General features: G+C 59.2%; 19 protein-coding genes, 2 pseudogenes and 1 other annotated feature. Of the genes and pseudogenes, 5 read left to right on the top strand and 16 right to left on the bottom strand.

Going from position 1 to position 25357, the window contains the following annotated elements:
• Window positions 1–3: 3 nt before the first annotated feature.
• The 3 genes from WS96_RS08810 to WS96_RS08800 form a co-directional block, all read right to left on the bottom strand.
• On the bottom strand, window positions 4–1350 hold the full coding sequence (locus WS96_RS08810) for a glutamine synthetase family protein (RefSeq protein ID WP_059831929.1): 1347 nt from the start codon (window positions 1348–1350) through the stop codon (window positions 4–6).
• A 149-nt stretch (window positions 1351–1499) separates the two neighbouring features.
• On the bottom strand, window positions 1500–2057 hold the full coding sequence (locus tag WS96_RS08805; protein WP_021163465.1) for a helix-turn-helix domain-containing protein: 558 nt from the start codon (window positions 2055–2057) through the stop codon (window positions 1500–1502).
• Between the two features lie 17 nt (window positions 2058–2074).
• A complete protein-coding gene (locus tag WS96_RS08800; protein WP_059831927.1) occupies window positions 2075–3364 on the bottom strand; it encodes an NAD(P)/FAD-dependent oxidoreductase in 1290 nt (429 codons plus the stop codon).
• Between the two features lie 425 nt (window positions 3365–3789).
• Between WS96_RS08800 and WS96_RS08795 the strand changes: the two genes are divergently transcribed.
• The 4 genes from WS96_RS08795 (at window position 3790) to WS96_RS08780 (ending at window position 7891) form a co-directional block, all read left to right on the top strand.
• On the top strand, window positions 3790–4404 hold the full coding sequence (locus tag WS96_RS08795) for a TetR/AcrR family transcriptional regulator (RefSeq protein WP_059831925.1): 615 nt from the start codon (window positions 3790–3792) through the stop codon (window positions 4402–4404).
• A 149-nt stretch (window positions 4405–4553) separates the two neighbouring features.
• Window positions 4554–6203, top strand: a complete 1650-nt coding sequence (locus tag WS96_RS08790) for an FAD-dependent monooxygenase (RefSeq protein WP_059831924.1) — start codon at window positions 4554–4556, stop codon at window positions 6201–6203.
• Window positions 6200–6715 carry a hypothetical protein gene (locus WS96_RS08785; RefSeq protein ID WP_156443612.1) on the top strand — a complete coding sequence of 172 codons (516 nt, stop codon included), beginning with the start codon at window positions 6200–6202 and terminating at the stop codon, window positions 6713–6715. The genes WS96_RS08790 and WS96_RS08785 overlap by 4 nt, the downstream gene beginning before the upstream one ends.
• 45 nt (window positions 6716–6760) lie before the next feature.
• Complete coding sequence (locus WS96_RS08780) at window positions 6761–7891, top strand: NAD(P)/FAD-dependent oxidoreductase (protein ID WP_059831920.1); 1131 nt, start codon at window positions 6761–6763, stop codon at window positions 7889–7891.
• 482 nt (window positions 7892–8373) lie between these two features.
• On the opposite strand, the gene WS96_RS34775 is transcribed toward WS96_RS08780, so the two are convergent.
• The 3 genes from WS96_RS34775 to WS96_RS08770 form a co-directional block, all read right to left on the bottom strand.
• On the bottom strand, window positions 8374–11013 hold the full coding sequence (locus WS96_RS34775; protein ID WP_179949929.1) for a LuxR C-terminal-related transcriptional regulator: 2640 nt from the start codon (window positions 11011–11013) through the stop codon (window positions 8374–8376).
• A 373-nt stretch (window positions 11014–11386) separates the two neighbouring features.
• Entirely contained in the window at window positions 11387–11785 is a 399-nt protein-coding gene (locus WS96_RS34770; RefSeq protein WP_306454029.1) for a 3-hydroxyacyl-CoA dehydrogenase family protein, read from the bottom strand.
• Window positions 11786–11933: 148 nt separating this feature from the next.
• The gene (locus WS96_RS08770) at window positions 11934–12674 is read right to left on the bottom strand and encodes an OmpW/AlkL family protein (RefSeq protein WP_059831917.1); all 741 of its coding nucleotides are present in this window, start codon (window positions 12672–12674) and stop codon (window positions 11934–11936) included.
• A 540-nt stretch (window positions 12675–13214) separates the two neighbouring features.
• Here WS96_RS08770 and WS96_RS32080 point away from each other — a divergent pair.
• Window positions 13215–13361, top strand: a pseudogene (locus tag WS96_RS32080) (IS5/IS1182 family transposase); the annotation flags it as partial.
• Between the two features lie 133 nt (window positions 13362–13494).
• Here WS96_RS32080 and WS96_RS08760 read toward each other — a convergent pair.
• The 10 genes and pseudogenes from WS96_RS08760 to WS96_RS08720 all read right to left on the bottom strand — a co-directional run bounded on the left by WS96_RS08760 (window position 13495) and on the right by WS96_RS08720 (window position 24166).
• Window positions 13495–14529: a pirin family protein gene (locus WS96_RS08760; protein WP_059832143.1), complete on the bottom strand. Its 1035-nt coding sequence runs from the start codon at window positions 14527–14529 to the stop codon at window positions 13495–13497.
• A 24-nt stretch (window positions 14530–14553) separates the two neighbouring features.
• Complete coding sequence (locus WS96_RS08755; RefSeq protein WP_059832141.1) at window positions 14554–15171, bottom strand: FMN-dependent NADH-azoreductase; 618 nt, start codon at window positions 15169–15171, stop codon at window positions 14554–14556.
• A 66-nt stretch (window positions 15172–15237) separates the two neighbouring features.
• A complete protein-coding gene (locus WS96_RS08750) occupies window positions 15238–15699 on the bottom strand; it encodes a hypothetical protein (protein ID WP_156443611.1) in 462 nt (153 codons plus the stop codon).
• Window positions 15700–15716: 17 nt separating this feature from the next.
• A complete protein-coding gene (locus WS96_RS08745; RefSeq protein ID WP_179949928.1) occupies window positions 15717–17282 on the bottom strand; it encodes an amidohydrolase family protein in 1566 nt (521 codons plus the stop codon).
• Between the two features lie 458 nt (window positions 17283–17740).
• Window positions 17741–18120: pseudogene (locus tag WS96_RS34460) on the bottom strand (IS5/IS1182 family transposase); the annotation flags it as partial.
• 117 nt (window positions 18121–18237) lie between these two features.
• Window positions 18238–19032, bottom strand: a complete 795-nt coding sequence (locus WS96_RS08740; protein WP_059831910.1) for an enoyl-CoA hydratase/isomerase family protein — start codon at window positions 19030–19032, stop codon at window positions 18238–18240.
• Window positions 19029–20207, bottom strand: coding sequence for a CaiB/BaiF CoA transferase family protein (locus WS96_RS08735; protein WP_059831909.1), 1179 nt, complete (start codon window positions 20205–20207; stop codon window positions 19029–19031). The genes WS96_RS08740 and WS96_RS08735 overlap by 4 nt, the downstream gene beginning before the upstream one ends.
• A gap of 7 nt (window positions 20208–20214) precedes the next feature.
• Window positions 20215–21192, bottom strand: a complete 978-nt coding sequence (locus tag WS96_RS08730) for a fumarylacetoacetate hydrolase family protein (protein ID WP_082720223.1) — start codon at window positions 21190–21192, stop codon at window positions 20215–20217.
• 30 nt (window positions 21193–21222) lie between these two features.
• Entirely contained in the window at window positions 21223–23079 is a 1857-nt protein-coding gene (locus tag WS96_RS08725; RefSeq protein ID WP_179949927.1) for an acyl-CoA synthetase, read from the bottom strand.
• A gap of 67 nt (window positions 23080–23146) precedes the next feature.
• Complete coding sequence (locus WS96_RS08720; protein WP_059831903.1) at window positions 23147–24166, bottom strand: VOC family protein; 1020 nt, start codon at window positions 24164–24166, stop codon at window positions 23147–23149.
• Window positions 24167–25035: 869 nt separating this feature from the next.
• Window positions 25036–25152: a sequence feature (AL1L pseudoknot), on the top strand.
• Window positions 25153–25357: the final 205 nt, after the last annotated feature.

Here is a 25357-nt window from a genome sequence, read left to right as displayed (position 1 = left end):
CACTCACAGAAACCACCGATACTCCCGCGCCCCGATCTCGTTGCGGAAATCCAGTTCCTCCTGCCGCTTGTTCTCGCAGTACACCATCACGAACTCGCTGCCGAGCCCGTCGTTCACGGCCGGATGATCCTGCATCGCGGCGACCGACGACAGCATCTCCTTCGGAAAATCGATGCCGCTGCCGCGATCCTCGTTGAGCGGTGCGATCGGCTCGAGCCGCGCATCGAGCCCGTACTCCATCCCGCTGAGGATCGCCGCAAGCACCAGGTACGGGTTCGCATCCGCGCTCGCGAGCCGGTGCTCGATCCGCAGATTGCGTGCATCCGACTCGGGAACCCGGATGCACGCGTCGCGATCCTCGAAACCCCAGCTCGCGCGGCTCGCCGCGTTCACCATCGACCCGTAGCGCCGGAACGCATTGTGATTCGGCGCGAACACGGGCATGCAATGCGGCAGCAGCGCGAGGCAGCCGGCCACCGCATGCCGCAGCGGCCGCTGTCCGTCCGCCGCCAGCAGGTTGCGCCCCGCCTCGTCGTACAGGCTCACGTGCACGTGCATCCCGCTGCCCGGCGCGTGCAGGTACGGCTTGCCCATGAAGCTCGCGCGATAGCCATGCCGCAACGCGACGCCGCGCGTGCTGCGGCAGAACAGCGCCGACCAGTCGGCCGCGCGCAGCGCGTCGTCGGTATGCCCGAAATTGATCTCGAACTGGCCGGGGCCGAGCTCCGCGGTGATCACCGTCGCATCGACGCCCTGCTCGCGCGCGGCGTCGACCATCTCGTGCAGCACGTCGGAGAAGCGCGACAGGCGTTCGATATGCATGTTCGGCTGATCGTCGCGATCGTCGCTCAGGCGGTCGCGCGGATACTGCGGCATGCCTTGCTCGAGCTGCGCGGCAAACAGGTAGAACTCGAGCTCGAATGCGACGACCGGCCGGATGCCGCGCGCCGCGAACCGCCGCAGCACGCGCGCGAGCACCTCGCGCGGCTCGAATTCGATCGGGGAATCGGTGCCGTCGGAACTGATCAGCATCTGCGCGAGCGGCTGCCGCTCCCAGCGCACCGGCTTCAGCGTGCCCGGAATCAGGCGGCGCGGCGCATCGGGATCGCCGTCGTTGAAGCAGTAGTCGCCGATCTTGTAGAGGCCGCCCTGCGTGCCGAGCAGCACGCAGTTCTGCGGCAGCTTCAGCAGCGCGCCCGACGCGATTTTCTCGAGCGCATCGATCGGATAGCGCTTGCCGTAGAAATGCCCGGGGAGATCGAGGCAGATCAGGTCGACATAACGGATCTCGGGATGCGCCTGCCTGAATGCGCGGACTTCACCGACCAGCGCGGGAACGACGTCAGCCATGTCTCATCCTTTCCATGTCTCGTATGGCGGCGCCGCAGCGCGGCGAACCGGATTCATGCGGCGCGTGCAACGCACACTGCATGTCGATCAGTACTGCAAACAGGCGGCGTGGCGCGGCGGCCTCCGACACCGCCGGCCGCGCCGGCCAGTCAGGTGAACACCCAGATCACGCGGGTCGGCGCGTCGGTCAGGTTCGCATACCGGAAGCGCTTGTGCGCGGGAAGCTGAAACGCATCGTTCGGGCCGAGCGTGACCGGCGTGTCGTCGCCGTCGATCCAGATCGTCAGTTCTCCTTCGAGCACGAAGCCGCCCTGCTCGTCGCTGTCGTCGACCGGCCGCTCGCCGCTGCTCGCGCCCGGCGCGAGATGGCTTTCGAGGATCGAGAAGCGCGAACGCATGTTCGGCGACACGAGGATGTCGGTAATGCCGGCCGCGTAATACACGGTGCGGCGTTCGTCGGGCCGCGTGACCCACGGCACGCTGCGCGGCTTGCTCAGGCTGTAGAAATACGTGGTCGGCACACCGAGCGCCTCGCCGATCGCGGTGAGATCCGCGACCGTCGGACGCGACAGCCCGCGCTCGACCTGCGACAGAAAGCCGACCGAGCGGCCGATCCGTTCGGCGAGATCGTTCAGCGTGACCTTGCGATGCTTGCGCAGGTCGCGGATCAGGATCGCCAGACTTTCTATCTCTTCCTGTTCGTTCATGATGGATTCCGGTGCAATCAAACGGTATCGCGCAGACGGTACCAGGCTTTGCCGATCGCTTCGAGCGGTGCGGCCAGCCGGTCGCCGCCCGGAAAGCGCGGGTTGCGGATGCGCTGATACTGCGCGAGCAGGCGGGCGTCGCCGAGCACGGCGTCGGCCACCGCGCGCGCGCCGGCGAGCGTCGGCAGCACGCCGTGCCCCGAAAAACCCTGCAGCCAGAAGCGCTGCCCGTGGCGGCCGATGTCCGGCGTGCGGCGCATGCTGATGTCGATGTGACCGCCCCACGCGTAGTCGAGCGGCACGCCGGCGAGTTGCGGGAACACGCGTTCGAGGTGCGGGCGCGTCGCCGCCGCGATATCGGCCGGGATGCCGCCGAGATACGTGCAGCCGCCGCCGAACAGTAGCCGGTTGTCGGGGCTCAGGCGGAAATAGTCGGGCACGAACTGGTTGTCGATCACGCAGCTGTTGCGCGGCAGCAGCGCACGCGCGACGTCGGGCGCGAGCGGCGCCGTCGCGACCTGGTACGTGCCGACCGGCAGCAGCCGGCGCGCGAGGTCGCGGTCGAGCCGGTCGACGTACGCATTGCAGGCGAGCACCAGCACGTCCGCGCGTACTTCGCCGCACGCCGTGCGGGCGACGTGGCCGCCCGCCGTCTCGCGACAGTCGAGCACGCGGCTCCGTTCAAAGATGCGGCCGCCCGCGCGCTCGATCGTCCGCGCGAGGCCGAGCGCGAGCTTCAGCGGGTTCAGGTGGCCGGCCTCCGGATCGTGGAGCGCGGCGAGATAGCGCGTGCCGCCGATCCACTCAGGCATCTCGTCACGCCCGATCACGCGCAGCCGGTCGTAGCCCCACCGCTCGGCCGCCTCGTCGCGCGCCTGCGCCAGCATCGCGACGCGCCGCGGCCGCACCGCGGCCCACAGGCTGCCGGGCCGGTAGTCGATGTCGAAACCGTGCCGCGGCGGCAGTTCGCGCACCTCGGCCGCCGCCCAGCGCATGCTGTCCCACAGCAGGCGCGCGCCGTCGCGGCCGAGCGCATCCTCGAGCGGCTGCATGTCGCACGACCAGCCGAGCAGCGCCTGTCCGCCGTTGCGGCCCGATGCGGCCCATGCGACGCGGCTGGCTTCGAGCATGACGACGCGCTTGCCGGCAAGCGCGAGCCGCAGCGCCGTATGCAGGCCGCTGAAGCCCGCGCCCACGACCAGCACGTCGGCGTCGATGCGTTCGTCCAGCGCCGGCCGATGCGGGATCGGCGCCGGATAGGTACCGGCGTAGTAGCTTGCGACGTGACGGTCGGACTGCACGAACATGCGGGCTCCCGTGAAAATTTCGCCTTGAAATTTCATGAAAAACTAGCATGACAATTTCATATGGGCAAGCGGGGGACCGATGTCCGTGTCAGTCCGACGAACTAAAGTTGCGCTCTAGTCCGAAGTCGAGAAGGAAGCGTTCGGCCTAATCGAGATCTTGTCGCTCGAAGATCAAATAGGCCAGCGAGGTGGCCTTGGCGATCGGATTCGGGTGGCGAGCCGGTTGGGCGGTGAGCAGCGTAGTCATGGCAATCAATGAGGAGATGGGTAATGTGTCCCCAAAAAGCATCGCCAAGCAGAACACTTTAGTCCAATTATGAACAATTATGTTCACATAGGAATATTAGTGTAAATCACTAGGCCGGGAGGTTGACCGGCTTTGAACAGTGGTGTTCAATTGTGGACATCAAACGAAGGAATCAGCCATGGAGCCTAATCTGCCGATCATTTCCCGCATCCATCGGGCCGCATTCGAACTCTTCGCACAGAAAGGCGAGACCCAGGTAAGCATTAGCGAACTGGCTCAAGCTGCCGGAATCGCTCGCGGAACGGTCTACAACCACGTCCCGTCCCCGGAGGCGCTGTTCGAGACTGTAGCGGCCCAGATGGCGGAGGAAATGCACGAGCGTGTCGTTGCAAGCTTCGTAGGTATTACCGATCCCGCCCAACGTCTGGCAAACGGCATTCGGTACTTCATCCGTCGAGCTCACGAGGAACCCCACTGGGGGCGGTTTCTCAGCCGTTTTGCCTTTAGCGATGACACGCTGCAGGGGTTGTGGACGGGGCCGACGATGCGCGACGTGGTCGCTGGACTGGAGCAGCAACGCTATAACTTCCGGCCCGAGCAACTTCACTCGGCCATGGCGGTTATTGCGGGTTCAGCACTGGCCTCTATCGTTCTTGTCCTCGATGGTCATCGCACTTGGCGCGATGCAGGTTCGGATACTGCTGAACTTGTTCTGCGGAGCCTGGGGGTCGACAACGAAACAGCTCGACGTCACGCCACTGCAGAATTACCGCCCTTGGCCGAGCTGCCCTAACGCATTGCTTCCGACTTGTTCTTTTTAGTCGAGTAAGTCGGTCGATCAACGGCCACATATTTCAAACAACGACAAACGTCGCGGATTGCTGGGTCCATCGAGCTAGTCGGCCCGCGATCCGGGCAACATTTAATTATTAGGAGACCTTGATGACTACTACGCCCGTCTTGATTGTTGGGGCTGGCCCTATTGGCATGACCCTCGCCTTAAGTCTTAGTCAGCAAGGCATTTCCTCCGTCGTTTTGAACGATCGAACAACGACAACTCGTCATCCCAAGCTTGACGTCGTCAATTGCCGCTCAATGGAGATATTTCGCCAGCTGGGGCTCGCAGACAAAATCAGAGCTGCCGGTAATCCAGTGAACGCAAACCAATACGCAGCCTATGCCGCAACGGCAAACGGTCCCTGGTACGGCGTGCTGTGCGATCGTCACCTGTTCTATCCCCCGGTAGCTGAGGGCCGAAAGCAGATCGCGGCTTGCACCGATGGCACCTTGCCGCTCGAATCCATGCAACGGATCTCGCAAATGTACCTTGAGCCTGTCCTGCTCGAGGCGAGTGTCGCCGATCCCAATATCGATATCCGACTCGGCTGGAAGGTCGAAGAGTTCCAGCAGAATGCCGATGGTGTAGTGGCGACTGCTCGGCGGACAGAAGACGGACATGTCGAACGGTTACGCGCGCAGTACCTTATCGGCTGCGATGGCCCCAACAGTCTGGTCAGACGGACGCTGGGAATCGAATATGACGGCACGCGAGACCTGATCGGCGAGTTGTACATCATTCACTTTCGGTCTGACGCCGTCAAATCGCTTTACCCCAACAACCAACCCTACTGGCACACCTGGCTTTCGCGTCCCGGTTTCACGGGGCTGCTCGTATCTCCGGATGCGAGCAAGAGCGATTGGGTACTCCATCTCACCTATCCGCCACGAGAAGGCGAATCACTGGAGGCGATCGTTACGAGCGCCTTGGGCGTAACTTTGCCGTTCGAAGTCGTGCAGAGTGGGCCGTGGCGACCGCAGTTCTTGGTAGCCGAACGGTTCGGCGACGACCGTGTGTGGATGGCCGGAGACGCGACTCACCAGTACATGCCCACGGGCGGGCTCGGGATGAACACTGGCGTAGCCGAAGCCCATAACCTCGCCTGGAAAGTGGCAGCCATGCTCAAAGGCTGGGGCGGCGACCGCCTCTTGCCAAGCTACGAGAGCGAGCGGATCGCCATCGCCCGTCGCAATCGCGATCATGTGATGAAATGTGCCGCCGCTTGCTTCGAAGCTCAGTTTCCTGACAAGGACGCCGTGTTCGATGCTTCGTCCAAGGGCGACGCGCAACGCCGGGAACTCGGTCGCATGCTGGAGACGCGAATCTCGCGGCTGTATGAAGCACTGGGGATTGAAATCGGATATCGCTATGCCGGATCGCCCGTGATTTGCTCCGATGGTTCGCCCGCACCTGCCTATCCTGAAATTGAGTATCTCCCGAGCACCTGGCCTGGCGCTCGACTGCCCAGCGGCTTCCTGGCAAACGGCATGGCACTCTTCGATCGTCTTGACCCAACCGGATATACGCTGCTGGTCGCCGACAACGCAGATTGCGATGCAAGCCCCATTAAGGCGGCAGCAAAAGCTGCAGGGCTACCGCTCGTCGTCGTGCATATCGAAGAACCGCATCTGATGCGCATGCTGGAGCGCAAATGGGTGCTCGTGCGTCCTGACCAACATGTCTGTTGGCGCGGTGATGCGTTGCCGGCCGATTGCCGATCCATTATCGATACCGTGCGTGGAGCTAAATCATGAATCCGTCTAATCAAAGCGCAATGCGTGCCACTCACCATCGTCGCTCGTCGTCGCGTGCCGATAGTCTGCGCAACGCAGTAATCCGTCACATTCCGTCGACTATCGCCGGTATCGCCGTCCGTCTGCTGTTATCGATGACGCCGTCCCTTATCCATCGGTCCGCGACGCGCCTGCCGCGCCTGCAAGAAATGCTGACGTCCGGGTCGTTCGTCGTGACTGTCACGACGTTACAAGGTGGCGGCGGCCAATTGATTTTGCGTGACGGGTACCTTTCCTTTTCGCGCAGCCAATCCGAGGTTCCTGATCTGACACAGACCTGGTCATCGGCGAAGGAGGCACTGCGCGCATTGACGAGCAGTGACGAAACAGACTTGCAACGCGCTTTCGTCGCAGGTCATCTCAAGATGGGCGGCAGCTTTCTTCCGGTGCTTTGGCTCAACGAGGCGATGAAGCTCGCGCGCGGCAGAGACAGCAAACAAGTCACGCGCTTCCTTTCACGCGACGCAGCCTAACCCCAAGACGCTCTCGAGCAACAACGACTTTTCACGGATCGAATCATGTCCAAACTCCTTCCCAATTCTCAAATCGTAATCTACGGAGGCGGTATTGCAGGCGCCTCTCTTGCCAAGGCCCTGTCGCGATCGTTCGACGTCACGCTCGTCGATCCGAACGACTATTTCGAAGTTCCGATGGCGGCTCCACGAAATCTTGTCAAGCCCGAGTTCGCAGAACGGGCCATCATCCCGTTCGCCGACGCACTGCCCCGCGTGAAGCACATCCGCGGTTCGCTGATTGAGATGCGCCAGGAAGGGGGACTCGTCGACCTTCTGGACGGACAACGCCAAGTAGTCAGGGGGCAAGTGACCGTACTGGCGACTGGAAGCGCGTTCTCGAGCTCGTTGATGCGCGCGGTCGATGGCGCCACCGCCAGTGAACGAAAAGCCTTCTACAGCAATTACCAGCAACGAATCCACGTATCGAAACGGATTCTCATCGCGGGGGGCGGCCCGATCGGCGTCGAGGTCGCCGGCGAGATCAGTGAAAATTATTCCGACAAATCCATAACCATTCTCGAAGGTGGTCCCCGCCTCCTCGCCGGTACGTCAAAAACGGCGGCTGAACATGCCGCCAAAGTTTTGCAAAAGAATGGCGTGCAGATTCTGCTCAACGAGCGGCTGCACCGAGCTGACGGAGCCAGCTCGGATGTATTCGCACCCGCCGGCGAAGCATTGACCGAGAAAGGGCGGCGAATTCCGTACGACTTGCTGATTTGGTGCGTCGGAGGAAAGCCCAACACGGGGTATATGAAACCCCACTTCGCCTCGACGCTGAACTCGGCCGGCCGCATCCGTGTCGGATCGGATCTACGCGTCATCGGTATGGATCGGGTCTTCGCACTCGGCGACATCACCGATCTCGACGAGAACAAGATGGCCTGGCACATCGCCGCTCAGGTCAAGAATGCGAGCCATAACATTCGGGCAGTATTGGCGAACCCCCGTCAACCGCGTCGGCTCAAGACCCATAAACCACAGACCGGAAATCCGATGATGGCGATCACACTCGGCAGCCGAAATGGCGTACTCCACCTACCGGTCGTGGGTGTAGTGCGTTCCGCCGCATTCAGCCGCATGGCGAAGGCCAGCCATATGCTCGTCCCGAAATATCGAAAGATCCTAGGCGTCTAAGGTTTCCACTCAGGTAGAAGATGCAACTCCCCAAGTGCGAGGGATGCATCGTGCACAAATCCGCTCGCTGCGTGAGCGATTGCCAATCCACCGAGAACGTGAAACACCGTGCTGCGCGAATAACGATTCATTTGCATTCGTCGTGCAGCCCGAAAAGGAAAGGTGCCCCATCACCGAAGAAACCAAGTTGGCATGACCCATACATGCCGGTCGTGCCGCCAGTGTAGGCGATGGCGGCGAGGTTATAACCACGGCGAAGCGCATCGAGAACGGGCATCGCGCGAGCCATTCGTCGAAAGGCGCGGACACCCCCGCGGCATCGGTCATCTCACATATAAATCCGCAGACGTCCTGTCTTCACGCGGCCGTTACCCGGCGCCAGTACCGGCAGCGGCGTACCGTCCGCGTGAACCTTGCCGCCAAGGGGAGTCCTTGTTCGCACATAGTGTGGATGGCACGATGCAATCACGCCTCGGGTGACCTTATTGAATCAGCCCTAATCGTCGTGCGGCAGTGATGGCTTGCGTGCGATTGTGGACGCCCAGTTTTGCATTAATCTTTCGCAAATGGGTCTTGATGGTGTTGACAGAAATAAACAGCCTTTCGGCCATCAATTGGTTTGAGTGGCCTTGTGCCAGCATTTTCAAGACTTGAATCTCACGGTCCGAGAGTTCTTCCGCTGGGACGGTATCAAGGGTTGAAGAAGCCGACTCCAGTTGACCAGAGGCCTGCCCGCTGTCGGACAGTAAACGATCGAGAAATGCAGTGGGCACGTCCAATGGAGCAGTGTCACGATCGGCCGTCAATCCACGATATTCTTTCAGAAGGCGCACGATCGGCGCACCTTCATCAAGCAAAGTCCGGAAAAATCCTTCCTTATGTGCGAATTTCAAGGCATCCGCGAGCGTGCGCATACCGGCCCTTTGCTGACCCGCACCATGAAGAGCTTGCGCCAATAATATGCGTATCTTCAAAGCGCGGCGGTGGCGCTGGTCTCTCTCCGCCCGTCTCAATTGATCCTTGAGCAGCGGCAGCGCTTCGTTCTCTCGGCCGCTTCCGATCATCATTCTCAAACGACCGACATGCAGGGTATCGACATCATTGGCACTGGTCGAGAAACGCTCGGAAATCTTCCAGACATCCTCATTGTCAGCTTGCTGCAGATAGGTTTGCGCAGCAACCAAGTCGCTCGCCAGAACGGCTAGGCGGGCACGTTCAAGCCAAGCGTTGGCGACGAGTCGAGGCAGCGCCGCCCTATGACCCAGATGCTCCAGTTCTACCAGCAACTGCAAGGCGCGGTTCTGATTGCCATGTGCGCAAGCAATGCGAGCAAGAATGACATGCGCAAGAATGAGTGCATCCGGCGTCCCGACTTCCTTGATCAGAGGCATGCAGTCGCCAAGCAATTGTTCCGCTTCCGTCAATTCGTCGCCCTCATACAGGGCTGTGGCCAAGAAGACGCCGGCGATCGCCCCTCCCCCGACTACACGCAAACGGTTTCTGGAGACACTCGCAAACGCACCGCGAAGACGTACGGTAGCGTCGCGCAAGCGGCCTTGCCCCATTTCCATGACGCCGTGAACACACTCAGTGATGGCCATGTTGAAGCTGTTGCCAGCCTGAGCATGTAATCGATTGGCAGTATCGAGAATCTGCCGGGCATCATCATACTTGTTAGCCATCACATAGCAATACGCAGCGGTATTCGCCATCACACCGTAAGCGAAGCTTGGTTCAAGAGGCATCTTCGGCAGATCAGTGCGGCACACTTCGTAACATTCCGCGATACGATCCATCATCGCTAAGGAATACCCGCGCAAGGCGGCGGTCGATGCCCACGTCTGCAAATCAACAGCTGGCGCGCGTTCTGATGCCATGTTATCCAGCAGTTCCATGGCTTCTTTGCAACGGTGGATCGAGACCATCGCCCATGCATAAACATGTCCCAGTTTTGGATAGGCCTCTAAGGTATGCGGCGGTAGCGCGCCCAACCATCTTGCCAACAGTCGGAAGCGCCCTTCCAGCAACAGGTGATCTGCATGTTCTGTCAACAATGGCAGACTGCATGCCATATTCCCGGAAGCAAGCGCATGTTCGATTGCCGGGACCGGCCGATCCTGCATCAGGTACCAATTCGACGCAGCGATGTGCAATTCCGTTACATCCAAGGGAAAATCACGCACCAACTGAGTACGTAGAAAGCCGGCAAAAAGACTGTGATAGCGGTACCAGTTGCCCTCGCTATCGAGTGGCTCCAGAAAGAGATTGGCGCGTTTCAGGTATTCAAGCATTCCGCTGCAATCCGCCAGACCGGTAACAGCACTGCATAGCGATGCGCACAACTCGCTCAAAACGCTGGTCTTCAAAAGAAAATGGCGAACTTCGTCGGGCTGGCGGGCCAGGACATCTTCCACCAGGTAATCGGCGATGTCCGAGTTGGACCCCGACAGTCCGGCAACCAGTCCTGAGCGATTGTCGCGCGAAGCCAGCGCAAGCGTCGCAAGATGGAGGGCTGCCGCCCAGCCCTCCGTAGATCGTTGCAGGTTGACGATGTCGCTGCCGCTGAGTCCCAGATGGTGCTTGCTCGTCATGAGGTCCGCAGTCTCATCCAGGGAAAAGCGCAGATTCTGGAAACCGATCTCGAGCAGGCGCCCATGGGCACGCAAACGGCCCAAACTGATATCCGGAACATGGCGCGACCCGATGACCAATCGTCCATGTGGCGGCAAGCAGTCAATCATCCGGCGCACCATGTCAAGTATGACCGGATTCTGAACCACTTCGAAATCATCCATGAACAGCACGAATGGGGTCGACAGTGCGCTGATGCGATAAAGCACATCCAGACCGTCTCCTTGCCCCGTTACAGTGGAGTTTTCAAAGCTTTGCACGGGCGCGCGCGCCCCTCCGGTCAGGCCGTTGAATGCCAATTCGAGACAGGAAAAAAAGCGCCCGACATCATTATCGGCGCTACTCAAGTTCAGCCAGCAGCTGGCGATGCCCTCGGACTGCAGGCGCGCATGATATTGCAGCATCGCAGTCGTCTTTCCATACCCGGCCGGCGCCCTGATCAAAATGAGCGCGGCAGAATCGGCGTCACGGATTTTCTTGTCAATTTGCACCCTTATCACTTGATTTGGGGAACCGACTGGGGGCGTAAGCTTTGTGGCGAAAACACGGCTTACGGTGCCTGCATGCGGATGCGACAAGGACGGTTCTCTCCGAGTAGACATTCTTTTGCTCAACTAGGTACGGTGGTCGTCAAGTGAGAATCCGGCAGGGGCCAATTTTGTCGGACACTTACACAGAACCCGACCGTAGCGCCTGAAAGCGCGATCGGTAAGCGACGAAAGCCGACAGCACTCCCAGTGCAATCGTGGTTGCCGCGGAACCGCCAAGCAGGAACAGCACGTGGCGCGACCGACTTTCTTCCAGTCCGGCGCTTCGACCAGCACACGCGGATCGAAACCTTCCATGAATGCCTCCTCGGCGGATTCACGCCCGTGCGATGGCTTCAGCGTGTGCATCAAGGCGCCCACCTGTAGTCTGAATCTTACCAAAATCGTTTAGTCGTATTGATAGACTCCCTGTCCTCAATGGGCCGATCGGATGGTTCGCGCCCAGCCTCATCCCGTTGTCAGTATCCTCTTCAGTCGCCAGTCCTTCCTGAAGCGCCAAGATCCCTCCATTGATCATCGGACGGAAGATCCGATTCACCGTGAAGCCCAAGCAGTTGCGCGAGACAATAGGAATTTTGCCGATCGCTTCCGCAAAGGATTGCATCCGGGCCAAGGTTTCGTCAGAGGTTTGCGAACCGCGAATGAACTCAAGCAAATTTTGCGGCGGCGCCCACCCTGATTTGATCCAGTCGGAGGTCCGCACAAGTCGAAGCATTGGGGCCATTCCGGACCAGCCCCACCGAGCGGGCAAACCGCTCAGGTGGGCACGGTCATGTCTGGTGGTGGATTAAAGACCCGGAAAGGCCGGGCCCATCGCCCAATCCGCCGCCGGGGTTGACGTCACGAAGCGCTGGTCGTCCGCACTAGAACGTATAGCCGACGTTCAGAAAAACATTAATGGGGTTGATCCGGAGCGTCGACTTGGTAACGGTCTGCGTCCCGGTTGCGGTCTGTCCGTATATCGTCAGGTGCGTCTTGAGCGGGATGTAGCCGACAGCCGCGCCGACTGACCAGTGCTTGGAAAGCGCATAATTTGCCCCGACGTCGAACACGGGATTCCACGATGCACTGAGGGTCGCGTGTACCGATCCGCCAGGACCAACGCTATTGGTGATGAACTGGCCGTTGGTCACGCGAACCTGGGTGAACCACGTATAGTTCACGCCCAATCCGACGAAAGGACGAAATTTCGACTGAGCCTCAAACAGGTGATATCGAAGCTCGATGACGGGCGGCATCGGCCGCGTCGTGCCGAGGGTGCCGTACTTCGCGAACGTTCCCTTGCCCTGCACACTGCCTGTTAGGGGCAGGCCAACAAGTGCGGCGATGCCGATGTTGTCGGTCATGTAGTATTCGCCGTTGATACCGAGCGTATCCGTAGACAACGCGTGTGCACCAGTGCCCGATAACTTCTGATTGACGGCAATACCGTCCACGCTCGTCACGGTGAGCGGCGTGGCATCACCCAGCGGTGCTGCGTGAAGCCACCCCGTCGACAGGGTAAAGCTTCCTGCAGACTGTGCATTCGCATTTCCAGCAAGCGCAACCGAACAGAAAAAACCCGCCACAACGGCAGGCCGAATATTTTTCCAGTAGTTACTCACGCGTCTCCTCCTGCCTTAGCGGCTAAATGGTTTTATCGCCACACAGCTTCAACGATCCGACCATTGCGCCGGATCGCTGGATCGGCCCTCGTATCTTTACGATCCAATCCAAAAACTCATCTTCTTTTTTACGTAGACGTGCGAAGTAAAACGACACTATTAATCGCAGTCCTTATTTTTCTTGTTACCTCATCACCGTGTGGAGTCAAGAAACGAGAACAACCGTTACTTTTTTTGCCCTTCTACGTGGCAGTCAAGTTTGACAAGTCGTCCGGCGCGTCAGTGAACACGCATCACGATGCGCTCGAGCGAACGCAATGTTCTCTCTAGTGCCACACCGATCTTCTTCCCAATCAAATCCCCGGTGAAATTCGTGCTTCAGCCGGGGCATCAACACACATGCGAGTGACTGGACGGCTGCATCAATGTAAGAAACGGTTTCAAAAAAGCCTCGTGAGGCCGTAACTTTCTCGGCGAGCTGCTTACCCTCGGCATCGGGATAACCGGGACCGAGGAGATGGGCAAGTCGATCATCGACGTGTTGAACGCATGCATGCCTGGCTGCATCAATTCCGTCGTCTCCGCATTTGTTTCGAACGCCGCGCCGACATTCATGGCGCGTTTCTCAAACTCGGTTGCTGTCTAGCCTGCTGGAATACTCTTCGGCACACGGAGCAGTCTTTATGAAACCGTCTCTTAGACAACCCAGGCATGAGAGGCATCTAATGCTGCGTGCCAAGTCCGCTGGGCAGCCAATGCATCATATTTTTCAACAATCAACATGGAACATGTGCCATTCCGAGTCTCCGCGGCCGACTGCTTAGTCAACAGCAGCTTCGGCGCCCGACGTCCCCTTAGCGTACTTGGCAAATCGCGTCGGATCGGCTCCATGCACCGGAGCCTCATCAGGCCACGGCCAACCGCCGAACTGGGTGCGTCGATAGTCGGCAAATGCCTGTTGCACCTCCTGCTCGGTATTCATGACAAACGGGCCCATCTGCGCCACCGGCTCGCCGATCGGGCGCCCCTGCAGAAGCAGAAATTCGGCAGTCGCGTCTCCATTGACGATGGTCGTGGGCTGGTCAGCTCGCAATTCGATGCGGGCGTGCTGATCCACTTCCTGCGGTCCGATTGTCACGCGACCGCCAGCAAAGAAATAAAGATTTCGACGTGTGCTTGCACTACCGGCCGGCGGCAAGATCCAGCGCGCTCCTGGTTCCATGGTCACGGTCCAAATCGCGACATCGCTGCCCTCCGCGGCCGCCCACGAAGCCGGCGGCGGACGAAGGATTCGAGTGTTCGATCCTTCATACAGCGGACCGGCGATCCAAACCACCTCCGTATTCGCGCCGGACGCGTCGGTGAAGCGGTGGCGCGGAATATCGTCGGCCCAGAACATGGTGAACTGGGGTGCCACGAACTTGCTGCGAGCGGGCAGATTCAGCCAGATCTGGAACAGCTCCAATGCGTTCGGCGCCTCGGTGTTGAGCAGCGGGAACATCTCCGAGTGGACAACGCCTCGGCCAGCGGTCAGCCATTGCACGTCGCCCGCCCCGTAGCGAGCTGCCGCTCCCAACGAATCGGCATGGTCAATCAGACCGCGACGGACGAGCGTCACGGTCTCGAAGCCTCTGTGAGGGTGAGCGGGAAATCCGGGCACTGTCATGCCGTGGTACATGCGCCACCCGTCTGCGTTGAAGAAGTCCTGCCCAAGCTGGTGGCCTGTCAGGGAGGCCGCGGGACCATAGCGACCGTTCGCCTTCGGATAGTGATCGTCGTGATAGACGCACATAAGGAATGGGTCGGCCGTCACCCACGGAAAACCCAAAGGCGTGATGTTAAGGACAGGATTCATGGACGGGACTCCTATGGCAATCACTCAGATTACCAGTTCCGCAATCTGGCTCTGTGCGCGAACGATGGCCTCCTGGCGTGGGTCGGGGCCTACCGAGATGCCGTCGGCGGAGATCACTTGTAGGTTGTGGATGCCGACGAACGCAAACAACCCGCGCAGATAGGTTTCCGCATGTTCCAAAGCGCGAGCAGGCGAATCTTCACCATAGAAGCCACCGCGCGCGATGGTCACGATAACTCGCTTGTCACCGACCAATCCGACAGGGCCGTTCTCGGTGTAGCGAAAGGTCTTGCCCGCCACAGCGATGCGGTCGATCCAAGCCTTTAACTGACTGGGGACACCAAAGTTATAGAGACCCAAGCCAATGACGATTACGTCGGCGGCGAGGAACTCCTCGAGCACCTTCGTACCTTCTGCAAGTTCGCCCTGCAAGGCAGGGGCGACCGGTGCCTCGGGCGCTCGCATGGCCGCGAAGTACGCACCGGTAAGGTGAGGCAATGGTGCTTCCGCGAGATCGCGATAAGTCACTTCAAGCGAGGGTTCGACAGATCGGAGTTGATCGACCACTGCCGCCGACAGGCTACGGCTGACGGATTGTGCACCGAGGATGCTCGAATCGAGATGAAGAAGTTTGGTGGCCATGATGGGTAACTGGGTCCAGGGTTGATGATCAGAAATCGACGACTGAGCCGTCGTGGGATGATTCATTCAGACACTCGATGAGTGCCTATCTGGCCGCTGCCGTGTCCGCACGAACTGCTCGTTGTGGGGTTGGGGATCAGAAGCCAAGTACGCGAAATTTTTTCGGTATCGCAATGCCAACAGTCCGCCGCTGATCACCAGTATGAGAGCCGTGGGCACGCCAGGGGGATTGAGCAGGAATTGAAAGACGACAATGACCGACATAATCGGTGCGAGCAAGGCGAGACCCAGTGCTGGGGCTCTGTTGGACAGTAGACACAGCGAACCGACAAGCTCGATGGTCTTCACCATGGGGAAGAGGAATACCATTGAATGCAGGGATGTCACGAAGGTTCGACCTTTTTCCGACATCGGCAGGTGGATGAGGTTGGAACCGGTAAAGATCAAGGCGAATCCGTCAATGGCGCCCACCAGAAAGATCAGCCCGAGCAAGAAGCGAGGAACCGTGCAAAGTAGCATTGATTTCATGGGTTCTCACTTATCACTTAACGGGATGACTTCGGTTTCGGATACATCAGGTTGAATATGGCTTGGTCCAGCCCCGGGACCTGCAAGGCCTTCCCCGCTACCTTTGCGCCAAATGCGGAGAGCCTGTTCAGGGGGAAGGCCTTGCCCAAATAGGCGTAGGCAGCAGCCACACTTTCCTCGGTGGTCGCCTTCACGATACGTTCCGCTGCTCGGTGCATCTTTGACGCGAGCGCGGACTGATCGACACCGACCAGCTGGCCGTCGCGCTTAACCACTCGGCCTTCGACCATTACCAGGTCGATGTCTGCGACGCCAGCTTGCATGACCACCGTCTTTACCGGATCGACGATCGGCACCAGATGCGCGCCAGTGGAGCGCAACATGATCAGGTCCGCCCGTTTGCCCACCTCAATGCTGCCTACGTCGTTTTCCAGTCCCGCAACACGGGCGGCCTCGATCGTGACGGCGCGCAAAGCATCCTCCGCTGTCAAGGCCAAGGTTCCGGGCATGATGCCGCGAGCCCCCAACCTGTCGTTGGCTGCCATGCGACCGGCTGCCAAGGCCAAGCGCATCTGTGTGAACAGGTCACCAGAGCCCCCCGACACAATGTCGACACCGAAGCCACATGCAACACCCACCTCTTTAGCCAGCGGCCAATTCGGTGTTCCCATTCCCATCTGCATTTCGCTTTCCGGGGTGACCGCCAGCTTGGCACCCAGATCCTTCATGCGCGCAAGGTCGCGGTGAGTCAGTACATTGCCATGCACGAAAAGCGTGCGTTCGTCGACGAGCCCCTTGGCCAGCATGCGCGTCACGTAGCGTGTGCCACGGGCAAACGCGCCGTTCGCAGCGTGTACGGAAAAGCAATGTGCTCCAAGTTGGCGGGCGAGCGCGACTTCCGTTGCAGTGTAATGAAGGGGCGCAAATAGGAATTCGCTGGCGCCGATGCCGAAGCGGATCCGGCCTTCCTCTGTCGAAAGGCGCTGCTTGCGCAATCGCTCGGCATCCCGATGCCGCCAAGTCGAGCTGAAAGCGCGTGAGGCGTCAATCGGAAACCCGGCATCGGCCACATCCGACAGGCCGTAGCAGAAAACCGCCCGGATGCCGGTCGATTCGAGGCCCGAGAGCAAGGCGTCAGCATGATCCGGCGTTGCGATCACATGCGAGTGATCCACGACTGTGGTGACGCCGGAGTTCAGGGCATCCAACGCACCGGTGTAGTTGCCAAGTTCAGCGTCCTCGGCCGAAAAGTGCGGGGCAAAACCGTACCGCAGCTGTGCCATGTAGTCGTACAAGCTGCCATCGCCTAGTTGGGCCCGCAACAGCGATTGCCACACGTGGCGGTGAGTGTCGATCATGCCGGGCATGACAATGCCCCCCTGCGCATCGATCGTTTGCACATCGGCGGTCACTCCAAGATCGCGCCCAATGGCAGCGATTCGGCCATCCTTGATCAGGACCTGCTGCAGATCAGGCGCCGGCGGCACCGTCGAGAGCGTCAACAGGCGGGCGTTAATGAACAGCGTGTCTCGTGGCATCGGCGGTTTCTTCACGGGTTGTGGGTCGCAAGTGAGTTGCGTCAACTGGTTCGCGGTGTTGCTCCAACGTCGAGCGCGCTGTCGAAGCATGTTTGGCTCAGGCTGGCCACATTTCCGACAAGCAAATGGGGGCCGTCAACTTGCACCGGTACGCCACTGCTATAGCTAGCCTCGCGTTACACCGTCCAGCTTGAACTTGTGTCGCAGCACTCAAACCCAGCACGTGATGGCTCTTGCTCTTAGGCTTGTTGTTTCTGCTCCAGTCCATACCATCGCCTCCTCTTTAGTCAGTCACCGAACCACTTTGGGGTTCTTTCGATGGAAACTATTGCAGGTTTCTCGGCAAAAGGCGTCGCCCTAACGGGTGATTTGGGAGCCGTGCTGGAATAAGCTGTGCAATTTGGCGGTCGTAGCGGTATGCGATGCACGGCGGGGGTATGAGCCCTGGCGGCGCTGTTGCATAAATCAGGCATGAGGACGAAGGGGTGCCTTTATTCATGATCTCAGGTGACGTGGAGGGACTCCGGGCGGGCGAACTCAGCCGTGCGGTCGAGCATACCCACTCGAACAGCGACGTCGGTCGCCTGGGTATCGGTACGACGTGTCCACAGGCATGGACCCATGAGCGCCTTGAAACGATACATTGCGTTCTCGGCCAGCGAACGACGGTGGTAGCCGCTTTGCCGCTTCCATTCGCGTCGACGGCCTTGGGCGAGGGCCTCAACAGCTTCGTTGCGGTGAGCCGCGGAGGGGGTGGTAGACGGCCAGTGAACTGCGCATCTTTGCGAGGCGGAATGGGGAGCATCGCGTCGCGCATGGCGATCGTGGCGCAGCAGTCCTGCGTATCGCATGCGCCGTCGATGGGATCGACAGGCCCGTCGGCATGTCATTCATCGCAATCAACGTAGAGCCGGCATGGTCGAGCCCTGTATGTTCGATTCCGTTCTCAAACGCTCGAAGGAGCGTTCATGACTGAATCGCATTGTTCGGGCTATCCGGATCAATTCCCGCAAAACCGGGGTGCCCTTTTCTCGAAAAATGCTTGCGCGCCTTCCTTGGCATCTGCGCTTGTAATGGTGAGATGCTGCCGCTTCGCTTCCAGTGCGATGATCTGGTCCAACGACATACAGGTAGCCGCTCGCGCGATTTCTTTGGAATACCTCACCGCCAGCGGGGCGCGAGCCGCAACCGAATGTGCGAACGCTCGCGCTTCCGTCTCGAATAAGTCTGTCGGGATGACACGATTGGCGAGCCCCAGCTCCAGACAACGTGCCGCAGGAATTTTTTGCCCGTCCACAATCGCCTCGAATGCTCTCTTGTATCCCAGCGCACGCACCAGATGCCACGACGCTCCGCCATCGGGAATCAGGCCAATTGCAGAAAATGCCAGATAAATATAAGCGTCATTGGACATGACCGTGAGGTCGCATGCCATTGCGAACGCCGCACCGATGCCGGCGGCAGGGCCCCGTACTGCTGCAATCACCGGTTTGTTCGAGCCGCTAATCAAGTCGAGAATCGGCTTGTATTCCAGCAAAATCTGTCCTTCGATCGTTTCATGCGGCGGATTGTAGGGCTCCTTCAAATCAGCACCGACACAGAATGCGCGTCCGGCGCCTGTCAACAGGATTGCACGAATCTCGCAGTCCGCATCCGCCCTTTGAATTGCCGCAAGTAGATTCTGACGCAGGGATGCATTGAATGCGTTCAGAGCATCAGGCCGGTTCATGGTGATAACGGCGACTGTATCCGCTTTCTCGTACAGAACAGTTTCGTATTGATGTATTTGAGTCATTTGTCACTCACTCGTTTGTCGGATACGCTTGCTACCACACCGGACGAAAGCAGGCGTTCGATTTCGGCATCCGGAATCGATAGCTCAGCCAGAATCTGAACGCTGTGGCCTCCCGTTTGAGGCGCTCCCCACCGAACAGCACCTGGTGTGCGACTGAACCTCGGCGCGGGTGCGGGTTGCTCCATGCCGGCAACTGTGATGAATCCCTCTCTTGCTATCTGGTGGCAATGTCGGGGCGCTTCCCGATAGTCGAGTACCGGTGTCACACATGCGTCGCTACCCTCGAATATCTGTGCCCATTCGTCCCGGCTTTTCATCCGAAAGGTGTCGGCCAGACGGGCACTCTGCCTGGTCCATGCGGTCCTATCCCATTGCGCGCCGAACTCGGCAGCGTTCAAGGCAAGACCTTCGAGCAAGGCTGCAAAGAACGCGGGTTCAATCGCACCCACCGCGATGAACTTTCTGTCGGCAGTTTCATACGTGCGATAGAACGGCGCCGCACCATCGAGTAGATTGGCTTCGCGCTCCGTGGACCACCGGTTTGCATGGTGAAGCGTCTGGACGATGCCCATCAGCGCATTGGTTCCGTCGATGATCGCCGCATCAACCACCTGCCCCATGCCGGATTTCTTTGCTTCAAGCAACGCACACACCATGCCGAACGCGAGAAACAGCGCGCCTCCGCCATAATCACCGACAAGATTCAACGGCGGCAGCGGTGGTGTATTGCGCGGCCCCATTGCCTGCAATGCGCCGGTCAATCCGATGTAGTTGATGTCATGCCCGGCACAATGCGCCAGCGGGCCGGCCTGCCCCCATCCTGTCATGCGGCCGAAGACGAGCTTCGGATTGAGCCCAAGGCAGACATCCGGACCGACGCCGAGACGCTCGGCGACGCCGGGCCGAAAACCTTCAATCAATCCATCGGCACGTTGGATCAGGGAGAGAAGCAGTGCTATCCCCTCCGGGGATTTCAGGTTAATCGCTATGGAACGTTTGTTGCGCTGCTCCACCGATATCGGCGATCGGAGCGGAGAGCCACCATCTGGCCTCTCGACGCAGATCACATCGGCGCCGAGGTCAGCGAACAGCTGCGCGCAAAACGGCCCTGGTCCAAGGCCGGCGATCTCGACGATTCGAATGCCGGAGAGCGGTCCTGTTGCGGCAATTGTCATTTGCTCCTCATTTGCCTTGGAGGTCGGATTCTTGCGCTCGAGCGACGACTGTAGATTGTTGGCTACCGAGGTCGATACGCCCGTCAGTGCTCTTAATTTCGAGCCGCAACCGATCGCCCGGCTGCAGGAAATTTTCTCCGTCGTTGAAATGCGCTTTCAAGGATGCCAACCTCTTCGCGTCGTCGAACAACAGCGATGCCAGCAGCTTTGCGCCTTCCGGACTGCCCTGCAACAAGACACCGCCTGGCGTCCCGGTCAGCAGCACATCGCCTTCATCGATATCCATGAAGCGAGAGATTTCCGTCAGCGTTGTGGCCGGCTTATGGATCAATTGCGCGGTATTGGCATCTTGCTTTATCTCCCCGTTCAGCCACAACTTTAGATTCAGATCATGAATCGCCGAAGCCTCATCACGGTCGATCAAATAGAGAATCGGGCCGGCCGGACAAAAGTTGCGCTGGCTCTTGCCACGGAACCACTGGAGCATGCTGGCGCCGAACATGAGGTCCCGCGCCGATACGTCGTTGACGAGCACCAAACCAGCGACATAGTCACCCAGATTGGCCTCGGTGACGGTCACCGGACCACTGATCTTTCGCCGCATCACGAGACCCAGCTCGATCTCATAATCCAGCAGCTTGCAATCGGCCGGTCGGATAATGTCGTCCTGCGGACCGCAAAGCGATGCAACGTCCTTCAGAAAGATCAGGTTGTGATCAGAATGTGCCGTGGCCTGCGTTTCCTCGCGATGCGTGGCGTAGTTCATCCCTTGGCACACGAGGCGTGACGGGCCAACGATCGGACTTAACAAACGGAGCGACGCATAGTCGCGCGGCGCGGAACGATCTACCTGCTCCGGCGAAAATTGGCTCACCAATTTAGCGGTGGTCGGATAGTTTTCCGTCAACGAAAATACCTGCTCCTTCTCCAACACCCCCCAGACAGTATTTCCGTTTTCGTTAAAGCGAACGATACTTTTTCCCATAGCGTTTCCTTCCGCTTTTCTTGAATATAACTATTTCGTCTTAATTTCAGACCTAACCGCAAACATGTCGACAACCGCTCTCACGCGAGCTGCATCGGCCCTTGTATCGATGATCGCGGCAAGACCGTGCTTCGCGTCGATCACCGCAGATACCGTGGCGTCGATGCCGGCGTCCGCCAGCGCTTTCGACAACACCCTTTCCGTGGCCAGTCGGCGCAATTCTGGTTTGAAGATTTTCCCGACGGCCGTCACCGGCAATGCATCCAGTATTTCGACATGCACCGGTGCGGCCGCGCGCTCACCAATGTTTGATGCCGCGAATGCCCGCAATTCTTCGGCTGTCGATTCAGTTCCGGGTTTCAGCGCGACGTAGACGCATGGCAGTTCGCCGGAATAGGCATCGGGTTGGCCGATTGCTGCAGCGATGGCGACGGCCGGATGGCGCGTGGCCGCGTTTTCGATCATCGACGGATCGATGTTGTGGCCACCTCGAATGATCAGATCCTTCTCTCGCCCGGTCAGCCAAAAGTAACCGTCGGCATCGCATCGACCGAGGTCGCCGGTGTTAAGCCAGCCATCCCCGACGAATGCCCCTGCGTTCGCCGAAATCTGCTTGTAGCCGCCGAATACATTGGCGCCTCGCACCACTACGACGCCAGGTTCGTCGACAGCGCAGTCGCGCACATAGGCGCCATGCTCGTCCAGCATTACTGTCTTCATGTCCTGATAGGGAATACGCAGGCCGATCGAGCCAATGCGCTTTTCGCCCGCAATCGGATTCATCGAACTCATGCAGGTTGCCTCTGTAAGACCATATCCTTCAATGAGACGAATTCCGGTGCGATCTTGAAAACTTCGGAAAATCTCGGGCGGCAAGGGCGCAGCACCGCAAAGGCCGTAGCGCAACGAACTAACATCTGCATCGTCGAATGGCACTGCAAGGAGAGCCGAGTAAATCGTCGGGACGGCGGAAAACCAGGTGATCTTGTAGCGACTGACAAGCTTCCAGAAGTTCGGAATGACATCGGGATTGCGAAAGCCGTTGGCCGTCGCCATCACAACCGACCCACCCGTACCAAACACCATTAGGCCAGCAGAAAACAGTGCATTGACATGGAATAGCGGAAGTCCGCCAAAGGCGACATCATTTTCATCGATATCGAGTACCAACTCGGTGCTGCTGGCGAGGAATGCCTGATTGGCGTGGGTATGTATCGCGATCTTCGGAACGCCTGTCGTCCCCCCCGTATGAAAGTAGGCAGCGATATCATTCGGCTTCGGCGGCGATGCAGTCAGGGCGTTCGCCGATTGCAGCGCGAGCAAGGTATCGAAATCGTAGATAGGCACGCCCGATGCAGATACCGAAAGTTTGCCGTCTGCGCTGTCAACATCACCGGTCCGGTTGACTTGAAGCACGGCCTTCAGTGCGCGCAGCCGCGTGATATGCGGCTCAATTTTTTCCCAGTATCCGCCGCCCATCGATGGACCGGGAACGACCAGCAATTCCGCACCGGCTTCCTCGGCAATTTTTCCGATGACATCGCCCTCAAGCAGCGGGTTGATCGGATTGACGATAGCCGCAGCTTCGCCGCCGAACAGCGTCAAATGTGTTTGCGGCAAATTGGGGAGGACGTAGGAAACCACGCTTGACCGCGTGAGCCCCAGACCCGTGAATGCGTTCGCCGCGCGATGTATTCCGGCCAGCAGTTCTCGATAGGTCCAGCTCAACGGTTCTTCATTGAGGTTTCCGGTGTCCAGATAGCGCACCGCTATGCGGTCACTATACTTTTCTGCGCTACGCCGGATGATTTCATACGATGTTTCCGCGAAGCCACGACTGCTGTATGGAACCCGTTCGATCGCAATCACATCCTGGATCGATTTCACACCGCGTTGTCTAATTGGCGCACTCATCTCACTTCTCTTGTTTCTGGCCATTCCATTACTTGCAGATTCAGTCGAGCCAGGGCCTGGCCTGACGCCCCAAAGCTTTTGCGGTTAGCTTCAGCTTCTCCGCGGACAACTTGCCCGTCATTACACCGACAAGCGCCTTCAACTTCTCGCCCAGTGACGGGCCTTTGCGCAGAGATTTTGGAATATCATCGCCCCACATCCACATCCCGCCGAGATCCATGAAGTGATAGCCGGTAGGAGAAGATGCGTCAAACACGTCACCGTCGGCGTAGTGCTCAATTTCATGTCCATATGGATCGAGCCAGTAGTCGAAAAACTGACTGCCGAGCGTGTGGCGCCCAATGCCCCAGAAGTGCCTCCATCCTGCAGCCTTCAGAACCTGATGCCCCTGACCGATCGTATCGATGTCGCTGGTCTCATAGGCACTGTGCAGATACTTCGATTGCATGATGCCCACTATCACCACGCTATGATGGTCGGCCGGCTGGTCGCCGCGATCGAAACGCATGAATGCGAGTGCGGGACTACCATCGGCAAGGCATTGCACGTCGGTCGGAATCAGTCCGAGGTGACGCATATACCACTGCGCAGAGACGTCGAAACTGACCGCACCGAGTACAACGTGGGAAAACCGATAGACCGGCGTCGGCGCGAGCGGCGGTCTCACCGTAACGTTGATGCGCTCCTTCTTAAGCGGCGAGTTGAACGCGTGCACGCGCGGCGGCAGCGGTAACGGATCTACTTCTTTTCGCCCGTACACCACGTCGACCAGAAAGCCGCCGGGATCAACCAACCGAATCCGTTCCCCGCCGCCGGGGCCATCGACCGCCTCGATCGTGGCGCCGGGCACGGCGCGCTGCAATGTCAACAGTTCAGCCCTTGTATTGACGGCGAATCCGGCCCCAACATACCTTGACGACTTGCCTTTTTTTGCAACGTAGAAGTAGGGGTCGATGCCAGCCCCACGCATATAAAGTGCATCGCCGGTGTCAGCTGCCTCGGTCATGCCGAAGTCGCGCAGGAAGCGCCCCTGCTCCGCCAGATCCGGCTTCTCGAACATGATGTACGCTGTCCTATCGGCTTTGATGATAGGCTGGGGACGTTGGAGCGGCTTCGAACCAAGCAACGCGATCTCTTCCTCCGAGTAACCCGCTCCCGCATACCGAAGCCGGCCGTTGGCTGCGTCGCAGACGCCAGGAGCGACACTCTGCGTGTGGCAATCCGACCCACAGACTGGGCAACGATTCAAAATTCACTCCCTTTCATGGCATTCTGTTGATCGACCAGGTTTCTGTTGCGTGACAGACTGAACGCGCGTCTGCGTTGTATCGGTTCGACCAACACACTCGATTTGCAGCAGTCACTATGGCATTGTTGGTGCAATGTATCGTCGCCCGAAAGGGTGATTTGGAGCGGATCGAGGGGCTCGATAACCTCGGGCCGTGCGGAGGGCGCGAAGGTCAACGAAACCGAGGCCGAGCCAGCCTAACCTGGCCGATCCGCCCAGGGCTCGTTCCGGGGTGCGCCGGTGTAGCAGCGCGGTCGCGGCCGCTGCCGAAAGCTCGGGAAAATTGCGGGATAGTAGCCGACCTGCATGTCAAGGCCGCCGACAGCACTAATCCGGGGATGCGTAATTCTTTTCTGCTCGAGGTCGCCGTGCAGCCCTTGGTGCGACGTCAGAAATCGGACGTTGGCCAGGGATGCGCACACGCACCGTACGCATGGTGCTGGAGCAGCTACGAGAATACGAATCGAAATGGGCGGCCGTCAGTTCGAACATAGCGAAGGCCGGTTGTGCGCCGGAGACGGTGCGCAAATGGGTGCGACAGGACCAGAAGGATCGAGGCCAGCTCGCTAGCGCAACGAGGACTGACCCGGAACGCTAGAACCGCGAGCTTCGACAGGTCCACAAGATCCTCCGTAAGGCGTCGCGTATTTCGCGCAGGCGGAACTCGACTGCCAACCGAAACGATGGTGTCGTTCATTGACAAGCAGGGTGCGTTGCACGGCGTCGAGTCGATCTGCAAAGTGCTGGCGATCGCGCCGTGGACATACGACACACTTTAGGCGCGCCGAACAGCGGGCCGATCCCGTCAGGCTGTCGTTCCGTATGCGGCGCCATGCGGAACTGAGGCTCGTGCACTTACCTCGGGAGAACGGCTATGGGGTGATTCCACACACGAAAAACGGACCTGCGCTGGCCGGTTACGGAGCTGTCGATGGCCGATGCACTCAGCAACGACAGACTTAC

The organism is Burkholderia sp. MSMB1835 (assembly GCF_001526365.1).
In the GTDB taxonomy this organism is placed as follows: Bacteria; Pseudomonadota; Gammaproteobacteria; order Burkholderiales; family Burkholderiaceae; genus Burkholderia.
The sequence above is the reverse complement of the archived record's forward strand: the minus strand, read 5'-3'. Positions and strand labels throughout refer to the sequence as shown.

Coding starts and splice junctions, on each gene's coding strand:
- WS96_RS08810 (WP_059831929.1), bottom strand. CDS start 1,350: ATGGCTGACGTCGTTCCCGCGCTGGTCGGTGAAGTCCGCGCATTCAGG.
- WS96_RS08805 (WP_021163465.1), bottom strand. CDS start 2,057: ATGAACGAACAGGAAGAGATAGAAAGTCTGGCGATCCTGATCCGCGAC.
- WS96_RS08800 (WP_059831927.1), bottom strand. CDS start 3,364: ATGTTCGTGCAGTCCGACCGTCACGTCGCAAGCTACTACGCCGGTACC.
- WS96_RS08795 (WP_059831925.1), top strand. CDS start 3,790: ATGGAGCCTAATCTGCCGATCATTTCCCGCATCCATCGGGCCGCATTC.
- WS96_RS08790 (WP_059831924.1), top strand. CDS start 4,554: ATGACTACTACGCCCGTCTTGATTGTTGGGGCTGGCCCTATTGGCATG.
- WS96_RS08785 (WP_156443612.1), top strand. CDS start 6,200: ATGAATCCGTCTAATCAAAGCGCAATGCGTGCCACTCACCATCGTCGC.
- WS96_RS08780 (WP_059831920.1), top strand. CDS start 6,761: ATGTCCAAACTCCTTCCCAATTCTCAAATCGTAATCTACGGAGGCGGT.
- WS96_RS34770 (WP_306454029.1), bottom strand. CDS start 11,785: ATGCTTCGACTTGTGCGGACCTCCGACTGGATCAAATCAGGGTGGGCG.
- WS96_RS08760 (WP_059832143.1), bottom strand. CDS start 14,529: ATGAATCCTGTCCTTAACATCACGCCTTTGGGTTTTCCGTGGGTGACG.
- WS96_RS08755 (WP_059832141.1), bottom strand. CDS start 15,171: ATGGCCACCAAACTTCTTCATCTCGATTCGAGCATCCTCGGTGCACAA.
- WS96_RS08750 (WP_156443611.1), bottom strand. CDS start 15,699: ATGAAATCAATGCTACTTTGCACGGTTCCTCGCTTCTTGCTCGGGCTG.
- WS96_RS08740 (WP_059831910.1), bottom strand. CDS start 19,032: ATGACTCAAATACATCAATACGAAACTGTTCTGTACGAGAAAGCGGAT.
- WS96_RS08735 (WP_059831909.1), bottom strand. CDS start 20,207: ATGACAATTGCCGCAACAGGACCGCTCTCCGGCATTCGAATCGTCGAG.
- WS96_RS08730 (WP_082720223.1), bottom strand. CDS start 21,192: ATGGGAAAAAGTATCGTTCGCTTTAACGAAAACGGAAATACTGTCTGG.
- WS96_RS08720 (WP_059831903.1), bottom strand. CDS start 24,166: ATGTTCGAGAAGCCGGATCTGGCGGAGCAGGGGCGCTTCCTGCGCGAC.